The organism is Sodalis ligni (assembly GCF_016865525.2).
GTDB lineage: Bacteria > Pseudomonadota > Gammaproteobacteria > Enterobacterales > Enterobacteriaceae > Acerihabitans > Acerihabitans ligni.
This window is the reverse complement of sequence record NZ_CP075169.1, coordinates 2,343,642-2,367,879: the sequence shown is the minus strand read 5'-3', so window position 1 is coordinate 2,367,879 and position 24,238 is coordinate 2,343,642. Positions and strand designations below refer to the sequence as shown.

The 24,238-nt window shown below is 53.7% G+C and carries 19 protein-coding genes and 3 pseudogenes; 12 read left to right on the top strand and 10 right to left on the bottom strand.

All coding sequences use genetic code 11. The annotated features are described in order from the left end of the window. Window positions 1-39 precede the first annotated feature (39 nt). The 6 genes and pseudogenes from GTU79_RS11065 to GTU79_RS30205 form a co-directional block, all read right to left on the bottom strand. On the bottom strand, window positions 40-813 hold the full coding sequence (locus GTU79_RS11065; protein WP_132922195.1) for a triose-phosphate isomerase: 774 nt from the start codon (window positions 811-813) through the stop codon (window positions 40-42). 260 nt (window positions 814-1,073) lie between these two features. Next, window positions 1,074-2,669, bottom strand: coding sequence for a UxaA family hydrolase (locus tag GTU79_RS11060; RefSeq protein ID WP_203521891.1), 1,596 nt, complete (start codon window positions 2,667-2,669; stop codon window positions 1,074-1,076). A gap of 53 nt (window positions 2,670-2,722) precedes the next feature. Next, window positions 2,723-4,036 (bottom strand): MFS transporter, encoded by a 1,314-nt coding sequence (locus GTU79_RS11055; RefSeq protein ID WP_203521892.1) that lies wholly within the window; start codon window positions 4,034-4,036, stop codon window positions 2,723-2,725. A 24-nt stretch (window positions 4,037-4,060) separates the two neighbouring features. After that, window positions 4,061-4,947: pseudogene (locus GTU79_RS11050) on the bottom strand (dihydrodipicolinate synthase family protein). 235 nt (window positions 4,948-5,182) lie between these two features. Beyond that, window positions 5,183-5,535, bottom strand: a pseudogene (locus tag GTU79_RS30210) (IclR family transcriptional regulator domain-containing protein). A 72-nt stretch (window positions 5,536-5,607) separates the two neighbouring features. Further along, a complete protein-coding gene (locus tag GTU79_RS30205; RefSeq protein WP_253073537.1) occupies window positions 5,608-5,946 on the bottom strand; it encodes a helix-turn-helix domain-containing protein in 339 nt (112 codons plus the stop codon). Between the two features lie 784 nt (window positions 5,947-6,730). Between GTU79_RS30205 and GTU79_RS11040 the strand changes: the two genes are divergently transcribed. Beyond that, a complete protein-coding gene (locus GTU79_RS11040; protein ID WP_203521893.1) occupies window positions 6,731-7,306 on the top strand; it encodes a beta-galactosidase in 576 nt (191 codons plus the stop codon). 50 nt (window positions 7,307-7,356) lie between these two features. On the opposite strand, the pseudogene GTU79_RS11035 reads toward GTU79_RS11040, so the two are convergent. The 3 genes and pseudogenes from GTU79_RS11035 to GTU79_RS11025 form a co-directional block, all read right to left on the bottom strand. Then, window positions 7,357-7,527 (bottom strand): annotated as a pseudogene (locus tag GTU79_RS11035) (arabinose operon transcriptional regulator AraC); the annotation flags it as partial. Window positions 7,528-7,713: 186 nt separating this feature from the next. After that, the gene (locus GTU79_RS11030) at window positions 7,714-8,127 is read right to left on the bottom strand and encodes an RcnB family protein (protein WP_253073536.1); all 414 of its coding nucleotides are present in this window, start codon (window positions 8,125-8,127) and stop codon (window positions 7,714-7,716) included. A 130-nt stretch (window positions 8,128-8,257) separates the two neighbouring features. Next, window positions 8,258-9,202 (bottom strand): AEC family transporter, encoded by a 945-nt coding sequence (locus tag GTU79_RS11025; protein ID WP_132922201.1) that lies wholly within the window; start codon window positions 9,200-9,202, stop codon window positions 8,258-8,260. Between the two features lie 388 nt (window positions 9,203-9,590). Between GTU79_RS11025 and GTU79_RS11020 the strand changes: the two genes are divergently transcribed. The 3 genes from GTU79_RS11020 to dcuR all read left to right on the top strand — a co-directional run bounded on the left by GTU79_RS11020 (window position 9,591) and on the right by dcuR (window position 13,749). Next, window positions 9,591-11,276 (top strand): NAD-dependent malic enzyme, encoded by a 1,686-nt coding sequence (locus tag GTU79_RS11020; RefSeq protein ID WP_214513930.1) that lies wholly within the window; start codon window positions 9,591-9,593, stop codon window positions 11,274-11,276. Between the two features lie 125 nt (window positions 11,277-11,401). Continuing rightward, window positions 11,402-13,033 (top strand): sensor histidine kinase, encoded by a 1,632-nt coding sequence (locus GTU79_RS11015; RefSeq protein WP_203521895.1) that lies wholly within the window; start codon window positions 11,402-11,404, stop codon window positions 13,031-13,033. Continuing rightward, window positions 13,030-13,749: a two-component system response regulator DcuR gene (gene dcuR / locus GTU79_RS11010; protein WP_132922204.1), complete on the top strand. Its 720-nt coding sequence runs from the start codon at window positions 13,030-13,032 to the stop codon at window positions 13,747-13,749. The genes GTU79_RS11015 and dcuR overlap by 4 nt, the downstream gene beginning before the upstream one ends. Window positions 13,750-13,784: 35 nt before the next feature. Here the strand turns inward: dcuR and GTU79_RS11005 are convergent, their stop codons facing one another. Then, window positions 13,785-15,005 (bottom strand): ROK family transcriptional regulator, encoded by a 1,221-nt coding sequence (locus tag GTU79_RS11005; protein WP_132922205.1) that lies wholly within the window; start codon window positions 15,003-15,005, stop codon window positions 13,785-13,787. Window positions 15,006-15,357: 352 nt separating this feature from the next. Here GTU79_RS11005 and GTU79_RS11000 point away from each other — a divergent pair, with 352 nt between their 5' ends. From GTU79_RS11000 to uxuA, 8 genes are all read left to right on the top strand, one after another. Next, entirely contained in the window at window positions 15,358-16,674 is a 1,317-nt protein-coding gene (locus GTU79_RS11000) for an ABC transporter substrate-binding protein (protein ID WP_203521896.1), read from the top strand. A gap of 75 nt (window positions 16,675-16,749) precedes the next feature. Beyond that, window positions 16,750-17,694, top strand: a complete 945-nt coding sequence (locus GTU79_RS10995; protein ID WP_203521897.1) for a carbohydrate ABC transporter permease — start codon at window positions 16,750-16,752, stop codon at window positions 17,692-17,694. Window positions 17,695-17,697: 3 nt separating this feature from the next. Continuing rightward, on the top strand, window positions 17,698-17,925 hold the full coding sequence (locus GTU79_RS10990) for a hypothetical protein (RefSeq protein ID WP_214513929.1): 228 nt from the start codon (window positions 17,698-17,700) through the stop codon (window positions 17,923-17,925). Then, window positions 17,919-18,566: a carbohydrate ABC transporter permease gene (locus GTU79_RS10985; RefSeq protein ID WP_214513928.1), complete on the top strand. Its 648-nt coding sequence runs from the start codon at window positions 17,919-17,921 to the stop codon at window positions 18,564-18,566. Before GTU79_RS10990 ends, GTU79_RS10985 begins: the two co-directional genes overlap by 7 nt. 16 nt (window positions 18,567-18,582) lie before the next feature. Then, window positions 18,583-20,064 (top strand): glycoside hydrolase family 32 protein, encoded by a 1,482-nt coding sequence (locus GTU79_RS10980; RefSeq protein ID WP_203521899.1) that lies wholly within the window; start codon window positions 18,583-18,585, stop codon window positions 20,062-20,064. 60 nt (window positions 20,065-20,124) lie between these two features. Continuing rightward, a complete protein-coding gene (locus GTU79_RS10975) occupies window positions 20,125-21,222 on the top strand; it encodes an ABC transporter ATP-binding protein (RefSeq protein WP_203521900.1) in 1,098 nt (365 codons plus the stop codon). Window positions 21,223-21,268: 46 nt separating this feature from the next. Then, on the top strand, window positions 21,269-22,828 hold the full coding sequence (locus GTU79_RS10970) for an FGGY-family carbohydrate kinase (RefSeq protein ID WP_203521901.1): 1,560 nt from the start codon (window positions 21,269-21,271) through the stop codon (window positions 22,826-22,828). A gap of 311 nt (window positions 22,829-23,139) precedes the next feature. After that, entirely contained in the window at window positions 23,140-24,207 is a 1,068-nt protein-coding gene (uxuA, locus tag GTU79_RS10965) for a mannonate dehydratase (RefSeq protein ID WP_132922211.1), read from the top strand. The last annotated feature ends 31 nt before the right edge of the window (window positions 24,208-24,238 follow it).

Genomic DNA, 24,238 nt, shown 5'->3' with positions numbered 1-24,238 from the left:
GAGGGCGGCACGGCGGCGCCGGGCACCGTGGGGGGCAATCTAACAACGCGTTGCGATAGTTTTCAGCAGTTGCAGATAAGACGCCCCGTCCCACGCGGCCCGGCCGATAAACAGGCCGTCCACGTGCGGCAAAGACAGCAGCGCCAGCGCATTGTCATGGTTAACGCTGCCGCCATAGAGCAGCGGTACCCGATGGGCAATCTTCCCGCCGTAGCTCTCCTCCAGGGCGCGATACAGGCGCTGATGCATTGTCCGCGCCTCGTCGTTTGTCGCCGGCACGCCATGCTCCCCGATGGCCCAAATGGGTTCGTAAGCGATTATCACCCGCGCCACGCTTTCGGGCGCCAATCCCGCCAGCGCGGCTTTCATCTGGCGGACGACCGTCTCTTCGGAAACGCCCCACTGTTTCTCGCGCAGGCTGTCGCCGATACAAATAAGCGGCGTCAAACCGTGGCGCAGCGCGGCGGCGGCCTTAAGCTGCACCGTTTCGTCGGTTTCGCCGAAAAATTCCCGTCGCTCGGAGTGACCTATCTCCACAAGGGTAGCGCCGGTGTCTTTCACCATCAGGGGTGAGATCTCACCGGTAAAAGCCCCTTGATCGGCAAAGTGCATATTCTGCACACCTGTTAGACAATTGATGCCCGCCTTTTTGAACGCCTGGGTCACCTCTCGCACCAGGGTAAAAGGGGGAATAACAAACGGCTGCAACTGATGGGGCAGCGGCGCACCCTGCGCCAGAGCAGCACAGTAATCCAACGCTTCAGGAAGCGTTTTGTTCATTTTCCAACTGGTACCGATTAATTTTGCCGCCATGTTCGCTCTTCAATACTTGTTCATATGAACAAATATTGAACTATTGCTCAAAAAAATTATGCGCCATAAATCACAGGATCAAAAAATGCTACCGACGAATGAAACTGTACTCATAGCGCGCGATGGCCAAATCATGGCAAGCCCCTTCCTATGGAAGAAAAAGAATCCATCATGACAGGCAACAAGGTAAAATACCCTGTTGCCAACATAATCGACTTGCAGCATTACGGTTATTGTTGCAAGCGGAGCGGGTGCGCAGGCTACAAATCGAGGGAGCGCTTCCACAGCATAAAATCGGATTGCTCCAGCCGATCCGCTTTCACTTTATAGGAACCACTGGCGGCTTCGATTAATGTCTTGAACAGTCCGCGGCTGATTATCGGCAGCGGTGTGCCATCAATAATGGGGCCGCAATCATAATCAATCATATCCACCAGCCGTTTTGCGATCGCCGAGTTTGTTGAAATTTTCAACACCGGAACAATGGGGTTTCCCGTCGGCGTTCCCAGCCCGGTTGAAAAGATAACCGCATTGCATCCGGCCGCAACCAAACCCGTCACCGCAAGTACGTCATTACCCGGCGTGCACACCAGGGACAATCCTGACTCCGCCATGGGCTCCGCATAATCGCAAACGGCACTGACAGGCGCCCGGCCGCCCTTCTTGGCTGCGCCGGCCGATTTGATGGCATCGGTAATCAGGCCGTCAGCGATATTTCCCGGGCTTGGATTATCGGAAATGGACGTATCAAAGAAATTGGCCACATGTTCATAATGTTTCATCAGGCTCAAAAATTTCTCTTTCAATTCACGGGTCATACAGCGTTTGACAATATCCCCTTCCGCCCCGCAGAGTTCCGGAAATTCGGCTAAGCCCGAGGCGCCGCCCAGGGCCACCAGCCAGTCGGAAACCAGCCCCATCGCCGGGTTGGCGCTGATACCGGAAAAACCATCTGAAGCGCCGCATTTTACCCCGAGCTTCAAATGGGAAAGCGGGACATCAACGCGTTCCGCCACCGGCGTTTTTTGAATGGCCCCGTAGGTCGCCTTAAGGGCATCCCGCATCATTTTTTCTTCACTATCCCAGTCTTGTTGCCGGAAATAGATGATTTCCTTGCTAAAGTCCGGGTTGCGCTTTTTGAGCGCAGCCTTGAAATCAACGATACGCGCCTTTTCGCAGCCCAGTGCGAAAACCGTTACCCCCGCGACATTGGGGTGGTCCGCATATGCGGCCAGAACGTCACACATGGTCATGCTGTCTGAGGTCGCGCCGCCGCACCCCGACGTTACGGTAAAACAGCGAACGCCGTCCAGATGGGGAAAGGGGCGTACGGAAGCTTGCCGCTCGCCGCTGCTTGCAGCCAACTGATGCGCGAAATCCTTCAATCCATTATCGGCATAGCCCAACGCCTCATTCAACGCATCGGTGACTTTTTGCACATTCCGGTTTTCACAAAAAACCAGCGGGAAGACCAGCCAGTAATTCGCCGTCCCTACCCGGCCATCGCCACGAATAATGCCTTTAAAAGTGGCATCTTTCCATTCCGACACATCGGGAACGTCCCATTGATAGGATTCGCTATCATCCAGGCTAACAGGAGCCGCGAAATGTTTTATATTATCAACGGTAACGGCCGCGCCCTGGGCAATGGCTTTTATTGCTTTGCCAACCGGCACCCCGTATAAAGAAACGACGCCGCCGACCGGGATCTCCCGAGTGGCGAATTTGTGCTTGGCTTTTACATCCGTTTTCAGGACATATTCTTCATCATCCCAGCTGACTTTCTCACCTTTTTTTAAATCCTTCAGGGCAACAATGAGGGTATCAGTTGAGTCGATTTTTAATATGTTTTGCATGATATTTTCCTCTGGGTTTTCAGGCAACTGAACGCAAGGTTTTTCAATTGCATTTAGGAATGATGTGGCTGAGCCACTTTTCCCGCGGCCTTCTTTTTACTGAGACAGGCGATGAGCAGCGCGCAAAATACCGTGATGAACGCCAAAGCCATAAGTCCGGCGGTATTGCTGTTAAACCACTGCTCGACTTCAACGCGAATCATCGGTGCAAGGAAACTGCAGAAGGCTCCCATAGTGGTACAAAAGCCTATCGCCGCGGCTAATGCGGAGCCGGATACAATCTGGGGAGGGAAAGTCCAGAAAATAGGCTGAACGGAAAGGAAGCCGATGGCGGAAAGCGACAGCGCCGCCATTGCCATAACCGGCCCGCTGAACGCCGAAAGGGCCAGGCCAAGGGCCGCGGCCAGCATGCATAGCACAGAAATACTTACGCGCTGCGCCGGATATTTATCCGCGATTCGTGGAATAAAGTACACGCCGAATGCAGAGCAGGCCCAGGGAATGGCCGCCACCAGCGACACCTTGAAACCGATGGTTGAACCCATGAGGCTGGCAACCTGCGACGGCAGGAAAAACATCAGGCCGTACACGCTGATTTGAATGGTGCCGTAAATGAGCGCCAGATGCCAAACCTTGATGCTCTTCAACGCGGTTAACGCGCTACCGGTCACCGTTTGCTGCTGTTCCGTGCTTAATTGGGCAATCAACGCAGTTTTTTCTTCCTGCGTCAGGAAGCGCGCTTTTGCCGGGTTATCATCAAGATAAAAAAAGGCGAATATGCCCATAAGCGCCGCCGGAATACCCTCGAGCAGGAACATCCAGAACCATCCCGGTCTGCCCAGGAATCCATGCAACTCGAGTAATGCGCCGGAAATAGGCGAGCCCAGAGTCAGGGCCAGCGGTACGCCCAAGACAAAGATGCCCACCACCGACGCCCTAATTTTGTTTGGGAAATAGATGGAAGCCAACAGCAAAATTCCCGGATAAAAACCCGCTTCACCCAGCCCGAGCAAAAAACGCAGAATGACGAACTGAGTTTCATTATGTACCAAACCGGTGAGGGCAGACAGAACACCCCATAAGGCGGCGGTAAAACTCAGCCATTTTTGCGCCCCGATTTTGTTTAGGATCAGATTTGCCGGTATGCCAAAAAGCGCGTAGGCGGCAAAGAATATACCGGCTCCCAGCGCAAAAGCCGCATTGGATAAGCCTATATCGGTCTGCATCGCCTCTTTGGCAAAACCGACGTTCACACGATCGATAAACGCGATAAAATACAGGGAAAACATGAGTGGTACTAATCTTTTCCATGCTTTGGTAACTGCGGAATTTAACACCGGATTATCAAAGACAGTTATGGTTTTCATAATTCCTCCAGAGGGAAATAATTATTAACCAGCAAAACCAGCCGACATCAGTATCTGTTTAATTTTTTCTGATTGTCTTTCCGTGACGCCTTTAAAGGGACCGGTACATTGATCGGAGTTGATCACGCCGCGCAGCTGAAGCGCCTTCTTAAAAGCAGGTATAAAGAGATCGTTAACGTTATAAATATCCATTAGCCGGTCAACTGTTTGTTGATGCGCTGTAACCGCGGCTAAATTATCCTCTGCGAAAGCGTCCATCCAGGATTTGAAAACTCAGGGACAATATTTGACAATCCACCGATACAGCCATTGCCGCCCGAAAGAATATTATGGGAAAAATTGTTATCATAACCAGCGTAAACTTCAAAGTGAGGGATTTCTTGCTTAACCAGTTTAATCACTTGAGAAGTATGCATCGTATCCGGAATAGTATCCTTCAGGCCAATAATATTCGGAAAATTCTCTGCAAGTTTTAGGCAGACTTCGGGAGATACCGAATATCCTGTTCTTTCGGGAAAGTTGTAGATAAATATTTTCGCGTTGGTTTGCCGGGCAATTTCACTGTAAAATAATAGATGCTCTCATCTGTCAGCCGGAAATAATAGGGACTGATGATCATGACGCCATCCAGGCCGCATTCATAGGCATAGTTAGCCAGCTCCACGGACTCCTGGATATCCATACGGCTTGCGCCGGCATAGACCTTCATGCTGTCTTTCGGAAACTCAGAGGTCAGCTGTATAAGCTGTCTGGAGGTTTTCATATCCAGGGAAAAACTCCCCGGTGCTTCCCATCACAACGAATCCTGAGACAGAATATTTAATAAAATTAAATAATTGCAACATCTGCTCTGGATCAAGCCGGCCTTTTGTCAAATACGGTCACACAGGGGTGATATAACGACTTTTCATGATTTTTCCTTTCGTATATACGAACAGTATTTTTTACGAACAACACAAGGTAATCACTCCATGTTTTAAAGTCAAATATGCGGATTTAGGAATTTTAAGGCGATTAATCAATGAATTAGTAGAGATCATGATGGCGGGAGGAACAACCCGCGGCAATTAAATTTCTATACCGTGGGGCATATCACAAATTTTGCAGGACATCTTGTTACAAGTTTGTATTTATAGTGTACGTTTATTAGTAATTGTTTATATCATGTAGGTTATTGAGATTATGTTCTATTTTCGCACGGGCGTTGATAAGTAATTCGATGATATGTTTACTCTTTTCTTCGGTCGCGCGGAAATAGGGCATAGAAACGCTGATGGCCGCCAGTATTTTATCTCTTTGCTTTAGCGGGACGGCGAAACAGACAGTGTCTTCATTGATTTCCTGTCATCAACCGCGTACCCTTTCAACGCGACATCATTTAACTGGCGACGCAAATAGTCCAGTTGGCCAACGCTATGGGCGGTTAACGGCTTGAAGCCATCAGGATAAAGTTCCATTATTTGCTTATCGCTATACTGATAAAGTAATGCCTTTCCCAGCGCGGAATGGATAGCGGGCAGGCGAGTGCCTATTTTGACATAAGTTGAACCGTTTGGTCAGATTGTACTTTATCAATATAAAGAACGTGGAGTCATCCAACACCCCATCTGGCAAACTTCATTGCAATCAGCAACAATCTTCCTCATTTCAGCGTTTATCATTTTAAGCCAGTATTCTTTCTCAAATGTCGAGCTGGCCAAAACGGCACACGATATACCAAGCGTATATTTGCCGCTTTTTTCATCATAGCTGATGTATTTGCGATGTAATAAAGATTTTAAAATAGGGAAAATCGTGCTTTTAGAAATCTCTGTTTTTAATGACAGGCCGGAAAGCGTCATGCCATCATCGTTCGATAAGGTTTCCAAAATAAGCAAAACACGCTCGGTAGGCTTATGTAAGGTCTTCATTTCTGTCTCAATTTTTAGGGACAACTGGATTCGGAATCGTTAAAGGCCGGTTTGTGCCCATTAAACTATATCTGAAAACGAATCTCTACCTGTTTTGTCACTACCGCCCATGGCGACACAGATACCTGGTTCACTGGCATTGCTGCCGCCATCCCCATCTTGTCATAGGGCTAGCATTGCGCGCCCGGCTCGGCCGCCGGCCGGAGGATCTGGCTGACACAGCCGACAAGTGGGGATCCCCTGGTCGACCGCGGACCAAGATGAGTCAGGATAGCGATCATCTTTCCATATCACTGAAACCTGGCGCCGCAGGCAAAAAGGCCGGCATATCCGAAGCCTGTGGCCTGTTCATCCTGGCGACACCGGCCGCCATCACATCCGTGGCATAACCGGTTAGCAAGGTGTCGCGCATCGGCTGTCACTCACATCCTGAATAATAAAAATGAAGCTGGTTCGATGGGAAAATAAAAGTGAATATCAAGAAAAAATAATTTTAGCCGATGCAACCCTATATTCATTAGGCTGACATAATCATTCGCACGCGTGCGGTGGATCATGTCAGACGTGCCACAATATGTGAACCAATTCACACAAAATCGCCATTAGCACTATCATCCATAACTACACCCTATCCTTAATTACTTTACTTTATTCCATGACCTATCTTTCAATCACATCCATTCGTTATTTTATGAAGATATTACAGGGTGTCCTTGCCTTTATATAAAGTCTATTTTTGTCAAAAATCGCAGCGCAATAAATTAAATTGATTGGAGTCGTTCGCATGGCAGAAATAAAGCCTAGAAACCAGATACTGTTTGGGGCCGCTTATTACGATGAATACCAACCCTCCTCACACCTCGAATATGATTTCGACCTGATGGAGAAAGCCGGTTTTAACGTCGTGCGCGTTGGAGAGGGTTCTTGGAGTCAATGGGAACCTGAAGAGGAGCATTTTCGTCTGGATTGGCTGGAGCCCGTTCTCGATGAAGCCCATCGGCATCATATCGCGGTTGTAATCGGCATGCCGACGTTTTCCGTACCTCGATGGCTGGCGCGTAAATACCCGAAAGTCAGTATCACCGACGCCAGCGGGCACAAAACAAATTTTGGCTTTCGTGAAGAACATAATTACTCGCACCCGGTGTTCCGCTATTTCGCCAGCCGGGTAATGAGAAAAATCACGGAACGGTATCGTGACCATCCCGCCGTCATCGGTTGGCAGGTTTATAACGAACCGGGATTAGTGTTTAATTACTCCGATGATTTATTCGAAGGCTTTAAAGACCGTCTGCGCCACAAATATCACTCTGTTGAAAACCTGAACAAGGCATGGGGACTGGTGTACACCGGGGCATGATTTCCTCGCTGTACGCCCTGGGGTTTTCCGCCGGATCGTACGGCGGCCAAGACAACTCCTTCGCCGCGCAGGGTGAAATTAAGCACATACCCTTTCATACCTGCCGGGCGATCGATGAAATAATCCCGCAGCCCCTGCTCATCGATGGGGGTCAGCCCGGCCACCAGGCGGGCGTTAAACGAGTATCTTGGCAACAGGCTTTCATTTTGCATTTCTGACATGGTGTGAATTGCTCCCGCACCGATTCAAAGAAACAATTTATCCATATCTATTAATTGAAGATGTGTTACCCAAACGAATATTTGAATGTCGTCACAAATTGCTTTATCAGGGCATTTTATCCATAAACATAGCGGATAAAATCTGATGGTAAGTTAAAGGCCGGCGGCAATCCGGCCTGTATTCCCTCAATAGCCAAGTGCATTGCCCATGATAATCGCGGTGATCACGCCGGTGGCGGCGGCGACCATGACATAGCGTCCATCAATATAAGCCCAGTAATGCCCGCGCGGCGGCGACTGAAGACCGCGGTGGCGCCAGTCGTGCACGCGGTAATAATCTCCCCGATAAGGCGGCGGCAGCGGATAACCTCTTCTGAACTCACGCCCGCGCCAGGCAAACCTGTCATGATAGCCGTCCCGATAGCCGTGGCCTCTGAAATCGCCGCGATCGTGGTGCCAGCCTGGCCCGCCATGGCCCCGGTCCCATCGCGGTCCGTGACCATCGTGATCCCGACGTCCGTCGGCGTAGGACCCGGTTGAAAACACGCTGCCGGATGCAAAGAGGGTGAGCACCAGCATCAACGTTGTCTTTTTCATCATGCCTTCCTTAATGGATAACGGCGTAAGCAAGTCCGTTTTCCTTAATATCGCCTACTCTCCGCCAACCCCCTATAGCTAATTGTCTCAAAGATGCGTTCCTGACGAATATTTTTGCCAAGGGCAAGCCTTTTTATGACAGCATAAATATAATCACCCCTTCGGTTACAATCCCCACCGCCGTGCCCAGCAGGATGGATGAAGAGGCCGATTCCACGTAGGTATCGCTGCGAACCGCGAACATTCCCGCCGCGATGGCCGAAGGGGTGGCGCCGATAATCACCACCTGCTGCATCAGCGTATGGCTCAGTCCAAAAGCCAGCCCCGCCGCGGCCATAATGGCGGGCTGTATGACGTTCTTCAGGCTGATATTGGTAAACGTATGCACATTCAGCGTCGGGCTTTCACCAAAGAACAGCAGGCCCAGTGCGAACAAAGAGATTCCGCCGGCGGTTTTCCCCATCATTTCTACGGAGGAAGAGAGCAGTTCCGGCAGCTTGATGCCTGCCAGGCTCATTACCACGCCGAGTATCGGGATCCAGACGATAGGGTTGCGCACCGCTTTGAGCAGATTTTGCAGGATCATGCCGCGAAGGCTCCCCTGCTCCGCCGATCCGTTGTTATTGTCCCCCATGCGGATCAATACGATGGTGAGAGGGATCATCAGCACGCTGGTGATGAGATTGCCGATCAGCACGCCCAGAAAGCCTTCCGGACCGATAAGCACGGCCAGCACCGGCGCGCCAAAATAAGCCATATCGGGGAATGCGCAGATCAGGGACTGAATAGCACTGGTTTTGATGTCGTGACGAAAGACAAAGCGGGCAATGCACAGCGTAAGGAGATAAGACCCCATCAGTCCTATCACCAGGACGGCCATAAACGACAGATTCTGTATTTTAGCAGGATCGGTATGCAATGCGCCGAGAAACAGGCTCAGCGGCAAAGCAAAACGAATCACTACGGTGGCCAAGACCGTGGCATCATCACGTTTCATATAACTGAGTTTTCCACTCAGCCAACCCAACGCCATGACAAACACCAAGGGAAATAATGAGGATAAGAGTAATATTGGCATAACCTGACCTTTTATATTTGATAGAATGGGAAAAGGTTATATTATTTTAAATAAAGAGTGATTGTGATAATCATCACAGCCGTTCTTTATATAGCAATAACAATAGTTACTAAAGTCGCCGGAATGAATTCCCGCCCATAAATAACATATACCCAACATAATTCGTAGAGTTGCCAGATATTAAAGGCGATTGAATAATTTTATTACTAAGTAAGTATAAAAATAATTTTGTAATTTAAGTAATCAGAAATCACTTGACTCCCATGCTATAAAAACGCAAACCAGAAATTTTATTAAACCCAGCCCGCTATGGACCAACGGCCCTGTTTAATCCCATTCAACAGACAATTGGTGTTTTTTGCTGTCCACATTTATTGAGGTTTACCTGATGTTAAAAACACGCCCACTTTACACGCATTACACGGGTTCGCTGTTGCTGGAAAATCCGTTGTTGAACAAAGGCTCTGCGTTCACCCGCGAGGAACGTCTGGCGTTTAATCTGAACGGTTTGTTACCCAACCAGGTTGAAACCATCAGTGAACAAACCGATCGCGCTTATTCGCAATATTGTGATTTCAAAAGCGATATATCCAAGCATGTTTATCTGCGAAATATTCAGGATACCAATGAGACGCTGTTCTATAGCCTGGTAAATGCCCATTTGGAAGAGATGCTGCCGATCATTTATACCCCTACGGTGGGTGAAGCCTGCGAGCACTTTTCCGCTATTTATCGCCGTGCGCGGGGTTTGTTTATTTCCTATCCGGATCGCGACCGTATCGATGACATGCTGCAAAACTTCGCCAAGAACGATATTCGGGTGATCGTGGTCACCGACGGCGAACGTATCCTGGGGCTGGGGGATCAGGGGATTGGCGGCATGGGGATCCCCATCGGCAAGCTTTCCCTCTACACCGCCTGCGGCGGGAGTCACCCCGCCAATATCCTGCCGATCATGCTTGATGTGGGCACCAACAATACGCAGCGTCTGGATGACCCGCTTTACATGGGCTGGCGCCATCCGAGGATCATCGGCGACGAGTACTACGACTTTATCGATCTCTTTATCCAGGGGGTAAAAGCGCGCTGGCCGGATGTGCTGCTGCAGTTCGAGGATTTCGCCCAAACCAATGCGATGCCGCTACTGAAACGTTACCGCGATGAGCTGTGCTGCTTTAACGATGACGTCCAGGGTACGGCGGCGGTCACGCTGGGCTGCCTGATTGCCGCCAGCCACGCGGCGGGGACAGCATTACGCGAGCAGCGCGTTGCCTTCCTTGGCGCCGGCTCCGCCGGTTGCGGCATTGCCGAACAAATCATCGTACAGATGATCGCCGAAGGGGCAACGGAGGAAGACGCGCGAAGCCGGGTCTTTATGGTGGACCGCTTCGGCTTGCTGACGGATGACATGCCTAATCTACTGGATTTCCAGCGCAAGCTGGCCGCCCATAAGAAAAATATCGGCCACTGGGCGGTGGATGCTCAGCATATTTCTCTGCAGGACGTGGTCCGCCACGCTAAACCGACTATTCTGATTGGCGTTTCCGGGCAACCGGGGCTGTTTAGCGAAGAGATCGTCCGCGAGATGCACCACCATTGTCATCATCCGATTATCATGCCGCTGTCCAATCCCACCTCCCGCGCGGAAGCCCGGCCGCAGGATGTGATAGCCTGGACCGAAGGCGCGGCGCTTATGGCCACCGGCAGCCCGTTTGCGCCGGTTTATTACCAGGATCGCTGCTATGAGATCCCGCAGTGTAATAATGCCTATATTTTCCCCGGCCTGGGTCTAGGCATTCTGGCGGCGAAAGCCCGCCGGGTGACCGACGGCATGCTGCTGGCGGCCAGTCAGGCGCTGGCCGGCCTTTCACCGCTGTCGACCACGGGGCAGGGCCCACTCTTACCGGCCATTGCCGATATACAGCGGGTATCGAAAACCATAGCCGCTGAAGTGGCCCGTGCGGCACAGCGCGAAGGCGTTGCGCCGGCGGTGTCGGAAGAGGTATTGCAAAACAGGCTGGAGGCCGAATTCTGGCAGGCCGACTACCTGTTATATAAACGTTCCTCGTTTTAATATTTCTCCCAGCCGGTACAATAGTACCGGCTGTTTCCTTATTCGCCAGCCGGCAAAAGCGATGCCGCCAAGAATTGAGTAGAGTGTCTTATGCCCCCGGCCTGAGTCCCTTTCCCGGAGAAAAGATGTCATATGTCAACCCCCTGCTCCGGTCCGGAAAACCGTTCAGGCTAAGCACCTCCTTAACGCTGATGGTCTGCGGCGTACTAACCTCGGTATTGCTGGTAGTCTATACGCTGTTTTTTATACAGCTGGGTCAGGTTGCCCTCAATGGCCTTGAGGAGAAAACCTTCGCCATCGCGCGCACCCTGGCGGATTCACCCCAAATCATCGGCGGGCTGCAGGATCCCGGGCAGGCGGCGGCTATTCAGCCTTATGCGGAGCGGGTCCGGCAAAGCAACAATCTGCTGTTTGTCGTGGTCACCGATATGCACGGCATTCGCTATTCGCATCCGGAACCCGCGCTGATCGGGAAACATTTCATCGGCGATGATTTACAGCCCGCGCTGGAGGGCAAGGAGTATCACGCGGTAAATCACGGTGTGCTTGCCGAGGCGTTACGCATTTTCACGCCGGTTTATAACGACAGGCATCAGCCTATCGGCGTCATTGCCCTGGGTATTTCACTGGACAAGGTGCATGCGGTGATCAATGAGAACCGCTGGACTATTCCCTGGGCCCTGCTGTTCGGCGTCCTGGTGGGCGCACTGGGGATCTGGTGCCTGGTCAGCGTTATCAAACGTATTATGCTGGGGTTTGAGCCTTATGAAATCTCGGCCCTTTTTGAGCAGCGCAACGCGATGCTTCACTCCATCAAGGAAGGCGTCATCGCCGTGGATGCGCAGGCGCGTATCACGCTGATTAATCCGGAAGCCAAACGCCTGTTCAAACAAAGCGCCCCGCTCGAGACCTTGCTTGGCGGAAACAATACCGGCGAAACCTGGGTCTCGCTGCTCAATTTACAGACCGTGCTCAAGACCGGGCTGGCTCGGCGTGATGAAGAAATCAATTTCAACGGCAGCCTGCTGCTGACCAACACCGTACCCATTGTCGTTGGCAAACACATCATCGGCGCGGTAGCCACTTTCCGCGATAAAACCGAAATCAGCCAGTTGCTGCAACGGTTATCGGGCATCTCGAACTATGCCGACGCCCTGCGGACGCAATCCCATGAGTTCAAGAATAAATTGCACGTCATTCTCGGCATGCTCCACATGAAGAATTATCCGCAGTTGGAAAACTACATACTGCAAACGGCGAATACCTATCAGACCGAGATAGGATCATTAATGCGCAAGATAAAATCACCGGTCATGGCAGGCTTTATGCTGGGTAAAATCAATCGCGCCCGCGATATGAACATTACGCTTTCCGTCAGTGAAGACAGCCTACTGCCGGACGCCCAGAATGAGCAAACCACCATGACCCTGGTTACCGTGCTGGGTAATGTAATTGAGAACGCCATGGAGGCCATCGGCAATGAGGAGAATCACGAGATCATCGTCAGTTTCCATCATCAGGATGAGCAGTTGCACTGTGTGGTCAGCGACGATGGCCCCGGCATTCAGGCGAGCCTGGTGACCCGCATTTTCGAACTGGGCTTTTCCACCAAGGGTGAAGACCGTGGACTGGGCCTGAGCCTGGTCAAACAGAGTCTCGATGCCGCGGGCGGCGCCGTTGAACTGGAATCGGAACCCGGCGTGTTCACGCAATTCTTTATCCAGCTTCCCTATAAAAGCACGGTGGCGATTCCATGATTAATGTACTGATTGTCGATGATGATGCCATGGTGGCCGAGCTCAATCGCTGTTATCTGGCCCAGGTGCCCGGTTTTACCTGCTATGCCTGCGTACCTACCCTGCAACAGGCCAGAAATATGGTGATTCAGCACGGAGCCGCAATAGATTTGGTGCTGCTGGACGTTTTTATGCAGCAGGATAACGGTCTGGATCTGTTGCCCGTACTGCATGAGTTCAGCGAACAGACGGATGTGATCATCATTTCCTCGGCAAGTGATGTGAATAACATCAAGAAAGCGTTGCAGTACGGTGTGGTGGATTATCTGATCAAGCCTTTTCAGTTTTCACGATTTGAAGAAGCGCTGTCTGCTTACCGTCAGAAGAAAGACCTGCTCAACAAACTCGATGACTATGAACAGGCTGACGTTGATATGCTGATTCGCCGTGGCGCCCAGCCTGTCGCGGAGATAAAAAAACTGCCGAAGGGCCTTACCGTCCAGACCCTGAGAATGGTGTGCGAATGGATAAGCCGCCATCATGAGAGTGAATTTTCCACGGATAATCTGGCCAACGCCATCGGCATATCCCGCGTATCGTGCCGGAAATACCTGATTTACCTGGCCGGCATCGGCATCCTCGCCACCAATATTCTTTATGGCGCCACCGGCAGGCCGGTGTATCTCTACCAGCTCCGCCCTGACCAGCACACGCGCCTTAAAAAATATTGCGGATAGCCGCCCGCGATGGCGAACGCCGCGGCAACGGTAAATCAAACGGGGTCGCTCACCGACTGATTGTGTCCATAGCGAATCAGCAACCCCTCGATGAGGTCTTGCCGGAAGGTGTCATCCAGAACCAAATGCGCCGCGCCGTACAGCGCGCTGTCGCCGTTGGGTTTCGCGGGCAGGATTTGCAGTTCCCTGGTGGCCAGGGGCAGGCATCGCTGGTAGACAAGCTCGCGCACCCCTGAAAGAAGAAATTCACCGGCCGTGGCCAGCGTCCCGCCAACCACGATCAGGGCCGGGTTAAGAATACTGACGACATCGGCGATGACTTCGCCGATGATCTGCCCCGCCCGCCGCACCAGCATAATCGCTTCAGGACGGTTGTTTTCCACCAGTTCAACCACGTCCAGAGCGTTGCCGGCGGTGTAACCCATCGCCGACAGGTCGCGGGCAATGGCCCAGCCGCCGGCCCGCGCCTCCACGCAGCCGAACTTGCCGCAGCGGCATAGCGGCGGCGTCTCCATGGTGAACTGGATATGGCCCACATCTCCCGCCGCCCCCTGCGCACCCCGGAAAATCCGGCCATCGGTGATGATGCCGCTGCCGATGCCCGTACCCATTTTGATATAGAACATGTCTTTCACATGCGGGAAATTATGGCGATGTTCGTAGATAGTCATGAGGTTGACATCGTTTTCCACGTAAATGGGGGCATCATAAAACTTCCCCAAATAGCTTTTTATATCAAACTCGTCCCAGCCGGGCAGCACTGAGGGGCCGACAACGCAGCCGCGATTGAAATCCACCGGGGTCGGCATACTGAGACTGACGCCGAACAGCAGCCGGTGGGCCAACCGGTTGGCCTCCAGCAATTGCCTGAAGGCGTCATGAATCTGATCAAGGGCGCCGCCGGGACTGCTCTTGGCGGTAAATGGCAGCGTGGTTTGCGCCAGAATCTCAGGCCGCAGATCCATGACGGCAAGATGGATAAAGGCCTCGCCGATATTGGCGACGAGGATAATTCCGGCGGCATCGTTCACCGTAAGCACCCGTGTCGGACGCCCGCCGCTGGGTAATGTCTTTTGCGACTCTTCAACCAGTCCGGCGGCAAGCAGCGCATTCAGGCGATGGGTGACGGTAACGCGGGATAGCCCCGAGGCTTCAAGCAGCGCCGCGCGGGATGATGCCTTGCCGTGGGCAATCAGCAGCAGGATTTCTGCGGAATTGACCAGCGTCGCCCCCTCGGTATTTCCTGCTTTTTTCATGTTTTCAGTCGGCCTTTGGGAGGTATTCATATTTATGTTTAATTTTATACAAAATTAAGCAGCCTATCAACTTTTACAGCCAAGAACACAGATGTCGCCGCAGCGCGAATTTTTGCTCATATAGCAGGCAATATGGCGCTCTAAGCCCGATGATTAGCTGCCGGGTTAAGTGTGATCGCTGGCACATATTAAGGATAATTTTATACATATATATTGATCCTTTAAGATAAATATAAATATTATAAATCTCCAGAGTATCAATGTGACGATGCATCATAATGCAGGCCGAAGCCGTTAACCGTGCGGCAGCAAGGTTTATTTTGGCTGCTCAACGATTCCACGGGAGTGATTTATGCCGAATTTAAGATTGATAGCCGCAGCGTGCGTTATGGTGCCCTCCCTGATGGCGCCACTACAGGCCATAAGCCAGGATAAAATTGAACTGACCTTTATGAGCTGGGAGGCAAGTCCCCTTGAATCGGCCAGTATTCGCGCCGGCTTGAAGGATTTCGAGCAGGCCAATCCCGATGTGCGGGTGAAATATGTGACCTCGCCCTTTGCCCAGCACCATTCCAAGCTGCGAACAATGATGGCGGCGGGTACGGCTCCGGATGTCTTCTATCTCAATCCCGACTACCAAAGGGATTTCGTCGCCAATGGTCAACTGCTCGATTTAACCGATGCCTTCCCGAAATATTGGGACCTCAAAGATTTCACGCCGGGTTCGCAGAAAAAGATCCAGCTTGAGGTAGACGGAAAGAAACACATATACGGCGTGGATGTCTGTAATGTCGGCCCGGTTCTCTTCTACAACAAAAAGCTGTTTGACGAAGCCGGCGTGCCCTACCCGCCCACCAAGCTTGCGGATCAGTGGAGCTGGGATCAATTCGTCGGCTATATGCGAAAACTGACCAAGGTCCAGAATGGCAAGACGCTGCAGTACGGCACGGCAAATTTCGAAGAGGGGATGAACCTTTACACCACCCAGGAGATGCTGGCGTCCAACGGCGCCACATGGTTTAACGCCGATTTCAGCAAAGCCGAGGGAATGGATTCCCCGCAAACCAAGAATACGCTGGAAAAAATCAAGGCCCTGCGTACCGACGGCCTGGCGCCCAATCCCGCATCCATCGGCCTTGATACCACCAACTCCCCGACCCAGCTATTGCTGACCGGCCGGGTAGCGACGCTGTTTATGGGCTCCTATGGATTGCAGGAACTGGCCGCTTCCCACATAGAACTGGGCGCAGGCCTGCCGCCGAAAATGTCCGGGACCTTTACCCCGATGAGTTCCTGCAATATGGATGCCGTATGGTCCGGCACCAAGCATCCGGAGGAAGCCATCAAACTAGTGACTTTCCTGACGTCGATGAAATTCGCCATCCCGCTTTACAAGGCCGGCCTCTGGATGCCGAACCGGCTTTCCATGTATCAGCCGGATAATCTCAAAAGCTGGTATGACCCGGCGGTTTATCCGAAAGGCTGGATTGATATGCAGAGCCTGTGGACCCATAGCGATCTCCGCTGGTTCGATCAGATAAGGCATACCGACGAAGTCTACAACATCATCTCCGATTCGCTGCAATCCTACCTTTATTCGGACGCGAAGCTGGATGACGTGCTGCCGGCCATGCAATCAAGGGTCAACGAGGCGATGCAGCAGCAGTAATCCCCGGGTCTTCATCTGCGGCAGGATACCCATCGTCCGGTCCATGACCAGTCCCCGTAACCGGAGGAAAAAAAAATGCACAAAGCAGCCAAAGCATTACCAAGGGGCGCGCCGACCGTGCTCCCCTCCCGTATCGGCGCACGGCGAAGCAAAAGCATCACCCGGCGGCAATGGTTCTGGCCGGCGGTTTTTCTGGCCCCGGCGCTGGTGGGCTTTTGCGCCTTTACCCTGTTCCCGGCCGTTGCCTCGCTGGCGCTGAGTTTCACCAGTTGGAACCTTAATACCCTGCCCAAGTGGATAGGCCTGGACAACTACGTCAAAATGGTTAGCGATCCCACCGCCATCAAGGTGTTCTGGAACACGGTTTATTTCACCGTGGTCACGGTCCCGGTGCTGTTGGTCATTCCGCTGCTGCTCGCCATCGCGTTGAATCAAAAGATTGCCGGAGTCCGTTTCTTTCGCGCCGCCTATTTCCTGCCGGTGATCTCCTCGATGGTGGCCATGTCCATGGTCTGGCAGTGGATGTACAACGCCGACTTCGGCCTTATCAACTACTGCCTCGATCTGGTGGGCATTAACGGCCCCAAGTGGATGACCGATGAACGCTGGGCAATGCCGGCGGTGATGATCACCAGTATCTGGAAGAGTATCGGTTTTAACATGATGCTGTTTCTCGCCGGCCTGCAGGGCATCTCGTCGTCCTATTACGAGGCGGCTGAGATCGACGGCGCGAACGCCTTCCAGAAGTTCTGGAACATTACGCTGCCGTCGCTGCGTCCCACCACGCTGTTCGTGACCGTTATCACCATCATCAATTCGTTCCAGGTATTCGACCAGGTAATGGTCATGACCGGCGGCGGTCCCAACAGAAGCTCCTCGGTGCTGGTGCACTATATCTATCAGAATGGTTTCCAGTTTTATCGCATGGGTTATGCCAGCGCGCTGGGCTGGGCGCTGACGATTTTTGTTCTGATATTGACCCTGGTGCAGTTTCGTCTCAACAAGTCTCAAGGGGATTGATTGATGACCACGATAGATACATCGCTCCGCCGCCGCTACTCCAGTAAAAAACGCAGCCGGCGTATCGGTAACGCCGTATCGCTGGTGGTGCTCAGCATCGGCGCCGTCGTGATGCTGCTGCCGTTTGTCTGGATGATAGCCACATCGTTAAAACCGGCGGGCGAAGTGTTCCAGTATCCGCCGACCTTTTCGGCAGTGCCGTCAACTGGAACAACTACCGGACGGTGCTGAGCGGTTCGCCGTTTCTCTCCCAGCTGTGGAACACCGTGTTCATCTCGGTGGTGACGCTGATTGGAACGCTGGTCACCAGCGCCATGGCGGGCTTTGCCTTCTCCTGGGTATTTCGTTTTCGCGGCAAGGACGCGCTGTTTGTGATCGTGCTGGTGTCCATCATGATCCCTTACCATGTGCTGCTGGTGCCTACCTTTGCCTTGTTGCGGACCATGGGCCTGCTGGATTCTCCCTGGGCGATCATTTTGTCCACCATGGTGTCGCCGTTCGGCATCTTCCTGATGCGGCAGTTCTACATCGGCATACCCAAAGAACTTGCCGAAGCCGCTACCCTGGACGGCTGCTCGCCCTGGGGTATCTTCTGGAAGATCTTCCTGCCGCTTTCCAAGCCGTCGCTGACTACGCTTGCCATCTTTACCTTTGTCGGCACCTGGAATGATTTTCTGCGCCCGCTGATTTTCCTCAGCAGCAACGAAAACCAGACGCTGACGCTTGGGATTTATACCGCGCAGGGCCTGTTCGCCACCAACTGGCCCGTGTTGATGGCCACGGTGGGTCTAAGCCTGCTGCCGGTGGTCATCATGTTCCTTTGCCTTCAGGATCTGTTTGTCAAGGGCGTTGCCCTGACCGGCCTGAAATAACGTCCGGAGAATACCTGTGTCTGAAGATCTGCAAAAGCTTGTCGATACCGCCGAGGCATCTATCCGCGCCGCGGCCGTGGTTGCCGAACAGGATGCCAGCCGCCCGCTCTATCACTTCAGGGCGCCTTCGCAGTGGATGGACGATCCGAATGGGATCATATTCCATGACGGCATGTACCACATGATGTACAGCCTGAATCCGCACAGCGCCGAGCACCGCGCCGGCATGGTCTACAAGACGGCGGTGCGGGTATGGGATGTCAACAGCGAAGACTGGACCGGCGGCATTACCGTTTGGGGGCACGCGCGCAGTAAAGACCTGGTGCATTGGGAACATCTGCCCATCGCGGTCTACCCCTCCATCGACAAAGGCGAACATTTCGTCTGGTTCGGCTGCACGGTAATCAATGACGAAGGCGTGCCGATGGCGGTCTATACCGCCATCGGTCCCGACATGCGTCCGGAAGACACCGCCGAGCAATGGGCCGTCCTCGGCAGCCCGGACCTGATGACCTGGCGGCCGCTGCCGTCCAATCCGCTGTTGACCGGCGCGGTGCACGGCGATCGGGTGATTGGCGAGTGGCGCGATCCCTTCCTGTTCAAGGACGCCGGCCGAACCTTTATGGTGCTTGGCGGACGTTGCGACGGTAAACCCGTGGTGGCGCTGTATGAAGCCACCAACCCCGGCTTCACCGCCTGGACCTATCGCGGCATTATCTTCACCCATCCCCGCGGCGGCGTGCCAAGCGCCGAATGTCCTAACCTGTTCAAGCTCGGCAACAAATGGGTACTGCTGGTATCCCCTCATGCCGAGGTGGAATATTACGTCGGCGAACTGGATCCGGACCGTTGCACCTTCACCATAGAGAACTCCGGGATTGTTGATTACAGCCGCAATTTCTACGCCACCAACGTGCTGTTCGACGATCGGGGACGCGCCCTGGCCTGGGGGGCGCTGGTGGGTTTCAAAGAGACAAAGGGCTGGAACTGCTGTGTATCGCTGCCCCGTGAATTCTCCCTGAGCGCCGACGGCGCGCTGCTTCAAAGCCCGGCCGCGGAACTGCGGGCGCTGCGTGGCCCCCGCCTTGATATCCATCATTCCACGGCCAAGGGCCCCGTTGTCATCGGCCGCTTGGCGCAAGGCCAGTGTCTTGAATTCGAGGCTGAATTTGACCATACGGCAACAGCGTCCTTCGGGCTGAGCATTATCCACCAGGACGGCAGGCTGGACATTGAACTCTCACCAGACTCGTTTCGGCTGGGCGGCTTCACCGCTCCGCTGGCGCGCCGGGAAAACAAGACGAAGCTGCAGTTATTCATCGATCGCACCGTGCTGGAAATCTTTATCGACAACGCCGCCTGTGCGGCGCGGGTCATTCCCCTGGTGAGGGGCGCGGTAGAAATTGCTCTCTATAGCAACGGGGGCGAGGTGACATCCGCACATGGCAGCGTCTGGCAGTTGCAGGCAGAGGATCTTTTCACCCGTTTCCAAGGGTGAGCGGGTTGATGCCGGTCCGGTGCCGAACCGGACGGCAAATCGGAGCAAAAAGAGGCCGGTATGGCAAATGTATCTATCAGGAATGTACGCAAGGCATACGGGAACGTTGAGATCATTCCACAGCTGTCGGTTGATATCGAGGATGGGCAATTCGTGGTTCTGGTAGGGCCGTCCGGCTGTGGTAAATCCACGCTGCTGCGCATGATAGCCGGCCTGGAAGATATCACCGCCGGCGAAATCGCCATTGACGGCGACGTCATTAATGACGCGCCGGCGAAAGAACGCGATATCGCCATGGTATTCCAGAACTATGCGCTTTATCCCCATATGACGGTGGCCGAAAACATGAGTTTCGCCCTGAAGCTGATGAAGCGGCCCAAGGCGGAAATAACCGAGCGTGTCGGCCGTGCCGCGGACATCCTGGGATTGACACAACTGCTGGCGCGTTATCCCCGCGAGCTGTCCGGCGGCCAGCGCCAGCGGGTCGCCATGGGGCGCGCCATCGTGCGGGATCCGAAAGTGTTTCTCTTCGACGAGCCGCTGTCCAACCTCGATGCGAAACTGCGCGTGCAGATGCGAACGGAGATCCGGGCGCTGCACCAGCGATTAAGGACCACCACGGTTTACGTTACCCACGACCAGATCGAAGCGATGACCATGGCGGACAAAATCGTGGTGATGAACATGGGCAATATCGAGCAGGTGGGATCGCCCCTCGCGCTTTACGACCGACCGGATAATCTGTTTGTCGCGGGATTTATCGGTTCTCCCGCCATGAACCTGTTTGAGGGGAACGTCTGTGGCGACGCAGCCTGCGTGCGCACCGAACAGGGTCTGGAATTGCCCATCCCGGCTAACCTTCGCGTCGCCGCGGGGCAGTTGGTGGTTTATGGCGTCAGGCCCGAACATTTTGCGATAGCCGAACGGGGTGGATTCATCTGCCATGTTGAGGTTATCGAACCCACAGGCTCCGAAACCCTGGTGACGCTGAGATCGGGGGAGAGCCAGATCGTTGCCACCTTCCGCGAGCGGCTGAATCTGGATCCCGGCGCCGCCGTCCGGCTGCTGCCCAACGTGGAGGCGGTCCATCTGTTTGATGCCGCCAGTGGCCGGCGCATCGAAACCACCGCCGCCGGCAAAGCCGGGTACACCTTTTGAGAGCGGCCTTGCCACAGACAGCGTCCTACGCCTACGGTGAACCTATATGAGTGACAATTATCTTATCGGACTCGACTACGGGTCAGAATCGGCGCGCGGAGTGCTGATCGACACCGTCAGCGGGCGCCAGATCGCCAGCCACACCCATGCCTACCGCCACGGCATCATGACCCGGCAATTGGCCGGCGGCACCCTGCTGCCCCACGGCTGGGCGCTGCAAAATGCGGCGGATTATCTGGAAGCGGCCGAGATTATCCTGGGGAAACTGGGGCGCGGTCGCCGGGTTGCGTCAATCGGCGTGGGATTCACCGCCAGTTCGCCGCTGCCGGCGACCAGGACGGGCATTGCCCTTTCCCGACTTCAGCCCGGTAACCCCCATGCCTATGTAAAACTCTGGAAACACGGGGCGGCGCAGCAATACGCCGACGCGATTAATGCGCGCGGCGGGGCCTTTCTGGCGCATTTTGGCGGCCGGCTTTCCGGGGAGTGGCTGCTGGCAAAGGCGGTCCAGATAGCCACAGAATCCCCCGCTACGTGGAAGGCGACCGATAAGTTTATCGAATCCGGCGACTGGCTGGTCTGGCAACTCACCGGCAACGAGGTAAGAAGCCTTGGTTTCGCGGCATATAAAGCTCAGTACCTCGACGGTGAAGGGTATCCCGAGGGGATCCTGCCCGATCTCGGCTCCCGGCTAACGGCCCCGAAGCGTATCGGCTCGCCCGCGGGTAGCCTGACCGAGGCCTGGCGCAAGAAAACCGGCATAGAGGGTAATGCCGTGGTGGCCGTGGCCGTTATCGATTCTCACGTCGTCCTGCCCGCTATCGGGGCGGTGAAGACCGGAAGCCTGGTGGGGGCGCTGGGCACCTCGGCGGCCTATCTGTTGCTGAGCGAGCAGTATCAGCCGCTGCCGGAGGGCATCGAGGGAGTGGCCAGGGATGGATCGATTCGTGATTTATGGTGCTACGAGGCAGGTCAGGCCAGCTTCGGCGACACGCTGAGCTGGTTTGTTAAACAGTTTCCCCGCGCGGACACGCCCAGTGAAAGCTTTCGGCTCTATAATCACGAGGCGGCATCCTATTATCCGGATAAAAACCCACTGGTGGCGCTGGACTGGTGGAACGGCAATCGTGTTCCGCTGGCGGATTCCCGCCTCAGAGGCATGCTGGTGGGCATCGGCATGGACACGACGGCAACAGCTATCTATCGCACCCTCATGGAATCCCTCTGCTTTGGCGCGCGGTCAATCGTCGAATTGTTTGAAGCGGGAAGAATCGAAATCGACAGAGTGTTGATGACCAGCGGGCTGGCGCAGAATAATCCCCTGCTGGTGCAGATCATGGCGGACGTTATGGACCGGCCCATCGACGTGCCGGCGCTGGACAATCCAACGGCGGTAGGCGCGGCCATTCACGGCGCGGTCGCCGGCGGGGTGGTGGCCGACTATCACGAAGGCGCCGCTCGCTTCGGTGCCCGCGGCTACCGACAGTACAAGCCCGATAAGACCCAGGCGGCGGCCTATGCGCCGCTTTACCGGATTTACCGGAATATGGCCGCTTCCACCGACGTCCGCCGGGCTATGCACAGCTTGCGTTCCGCCGACGTTTAGCTTAATAGCAACGCGGGAGTTCATCCTCATCGCCATCAACCACCACCTCAACGGCTCAATAAGCGGTTTCACCGAGCCAGCGGCACCAGAGTTTCATCAGCAATTCCCACCGGTCATCTTATGTATGACCGGCTTTTTTTCAGGATCCATGACACCGAAACCTGCCCATTGGCCGCTATGGCCATCGCGGTTCACATAATCAGCTACGATCATATTATCTCAGGCAAAAAACGGACTATTAAAACCATATACTAGTATGGTACTATGGCAAAAGATCATTACCCGTTTAGCGATAAAAGGTGGGCGTAAACATGCAAATGACAATGCGCTGGTTTGGGCCGGATGAAGATAAAGTCACCCTGGATTATATACGCCAGGTGCCCGGAGTAGAAGGCGTGGTAGGTGCGTTGTACGACGTGCCGGTAGGCGAGGTCTGGCCAAAGGATAAGATTGAAAAATTGGTTTCACTGGCGCATCAGGCCAATCTGACGATGGAAGTCATCGAAAGCGTCAACATCCATGACGATATCAAAATCGGATTACCGAGCCGTGACGGATATATTGCAAATTATAAACAAACCATCCGTCATTTGGCCGAGTACGGCGTCAAGGTTATCTGCTATAACTTTATGCCGGTCTTTGACTGGATGAAGACCGATATGAACTATGTGCTGCCCGATGGTTCCCTAACCATGGCCTTTGAGAAAAAGGGCATCGATAAGTCGCTGGAAGAAGTGGTTAAAGAGGTTCTGGACAACTCAAACGGCTTTGCCCTGCCGGGCTGGGAACCGGAACGTCTGGCCCAGGTGCAAACGCTGTTTGCCAAATATAAAGATGTGGATGATAGCAAGCTGCGTGAAAACCTGGCCTATTTCTTAAAAGAAATCATCCCCGTCTGTGAAGAAGTCGGCGTGAAGATGGCCATTCATCCCGACGATCCGCCCTATTCCATTTTCGGGCTGCCCCGCGTGGTCAAAAACCGCGACGACCTGGACTGGATTTGCAACGCCGTCGATTCAGAAGCCAACGGTATTACGCTCTGTACCGGCTCCATTGCCGAAGACCCGACCAATGACGTCTACCAGATTCTGGAAGAATTCACGCGCCGCAAACGTATTCATTTCGCCCATGTCCGCAATATCAAGCGAATCAAGGATAAAGACTTTTATGAGTCGGCCCATTTATCCCGCTATGGTTCGCTGGATATGTTCAAAATCATGAAAGTCCTGCATGACAACGGGTTTGATGGTTATATCCGTCCCGATCACGGGCGCTTTATCTGGGGTGAAACCGGCCGTCCCGGTTACGGTTTATATGACCGCGCCATAGGCCTGAGCTATTTGCTCGGCATGTGGGAAGCCCTTGAGAACAATGCCTGATTGGCGATAAACATCCTGCGGGTGTTTCACC

Coding starts and splice junctions, on each gene's coding strand:
- GTU79_RS11065 (WP_132922195.1), bottom strand. CDS start 813: ATGGCGGCAAAATTAATCGGTACCAGTTGGAAAATGAACAAAACGCTT.
- GTU79_RS11060 (WP_203521891.1), bottom strand. CDS start 2,669: ATGCAAAACATATTAAAAATCGACTCAACTGATACCCTCATTGTTGCC.
- GTU79_RS11055 (WP_203521892.1), bottom strand. CDS start 4,036: ATGAAAACCATAACTGTCTTTGATAATCCGGTGTTAAATTCCGCAGTT.
- GTU79_RS30205 (WP_253073537.1), bottom strand. CDS start 5,946: ATGAAGACCTTACATAAGCCTACCGAGCGTGTTTTGCTTATTTTGGAA.
- GTU79_RS11040 (WP_203521893.1), top strand. CDS start 6,731: ATGGCAGAAATAAAGCCTAGAAACCAGATACTGTTTGGGGCCGCTTAT.
- GTU79_RS11030 (WP_253073536.1), bottom strand. CDS start 8,127: ATGATGAAAAAGACAACGTTGATGCTGGTGCTCACCCTCTTTGCATCC.
- GTU79_RS11025 (WP_132922201.1), bottom strand. CDS start 9,202: ATGCCAATATTACTCTTATCCTCATTATTTCCCTTGGTGTTTGTCATG.
- GTU79_RS11020 (WP_214513930.1), top strand. CDS start 9,591: ATGTTAAAAACACGCCCACTTTACACGCATTACACGGGTTCGCTGTTG.
- GTU79_RS11015 (WP_203521895.1), top strand. CDS start 11,402: ATGTCATATGTCAACCCCCTGCTCCGGTCCGGAAAACCGTTCAGGCTA.
- dcuR (WP_132922204.1), top strand. CDS start 13,030: ATGATTAATGTACTGATTGTCGATGATGATGCCATGGTGGCCGAGCTC.
- GTU79_RS11005 (WP_132922205.1), bottom strand. CDS start 15,005: ATGAAAAAAGCAGGAAATACCGAGGGGGCGACGCTGGTCAATTCCGCA.
- GTU79_RS11000 (WP_203521896.1), top strand. CDS start 15,358: ATGCCGAATTTAAGATTGATAGCCGCAGCGTGCGTTATGGTGCCCTCC.
- GTU79_RS10995 (WP_203521897.1), top strand. CDS start 16,750: ATGCACAAAGCAGCCAAAGCATTACCAAGGGGCGCGCCGACCGTGCTC.
- GTU79_RS10990 (WP_214513929.1), top strand. CDS start 17,698: ATGACCACGATAGATACATCGCTCCGCCGCCGCTACTCCAGTAAAAAA.
- GTU79_RS10975 (WP_203521900.1), top strand. CDS start 20,125: ATGGCAAATGTATCTATCAGGAATGTACGCAAGGCATACGGGAACGTT.
- GTU79_RS10970 (WP_203521901.1), top strand. CDS start 21,269: ATGAGTGACAATTATCTTATCGGACTCGACTACGGGTCAGAATCGGCG.
- uxuA (WP_132922211.1), top strand. CDS start 23,140: ATGCAAATGACAATGCGCTGGTTTGGGCCGGATGAAGATAAAGTCACC.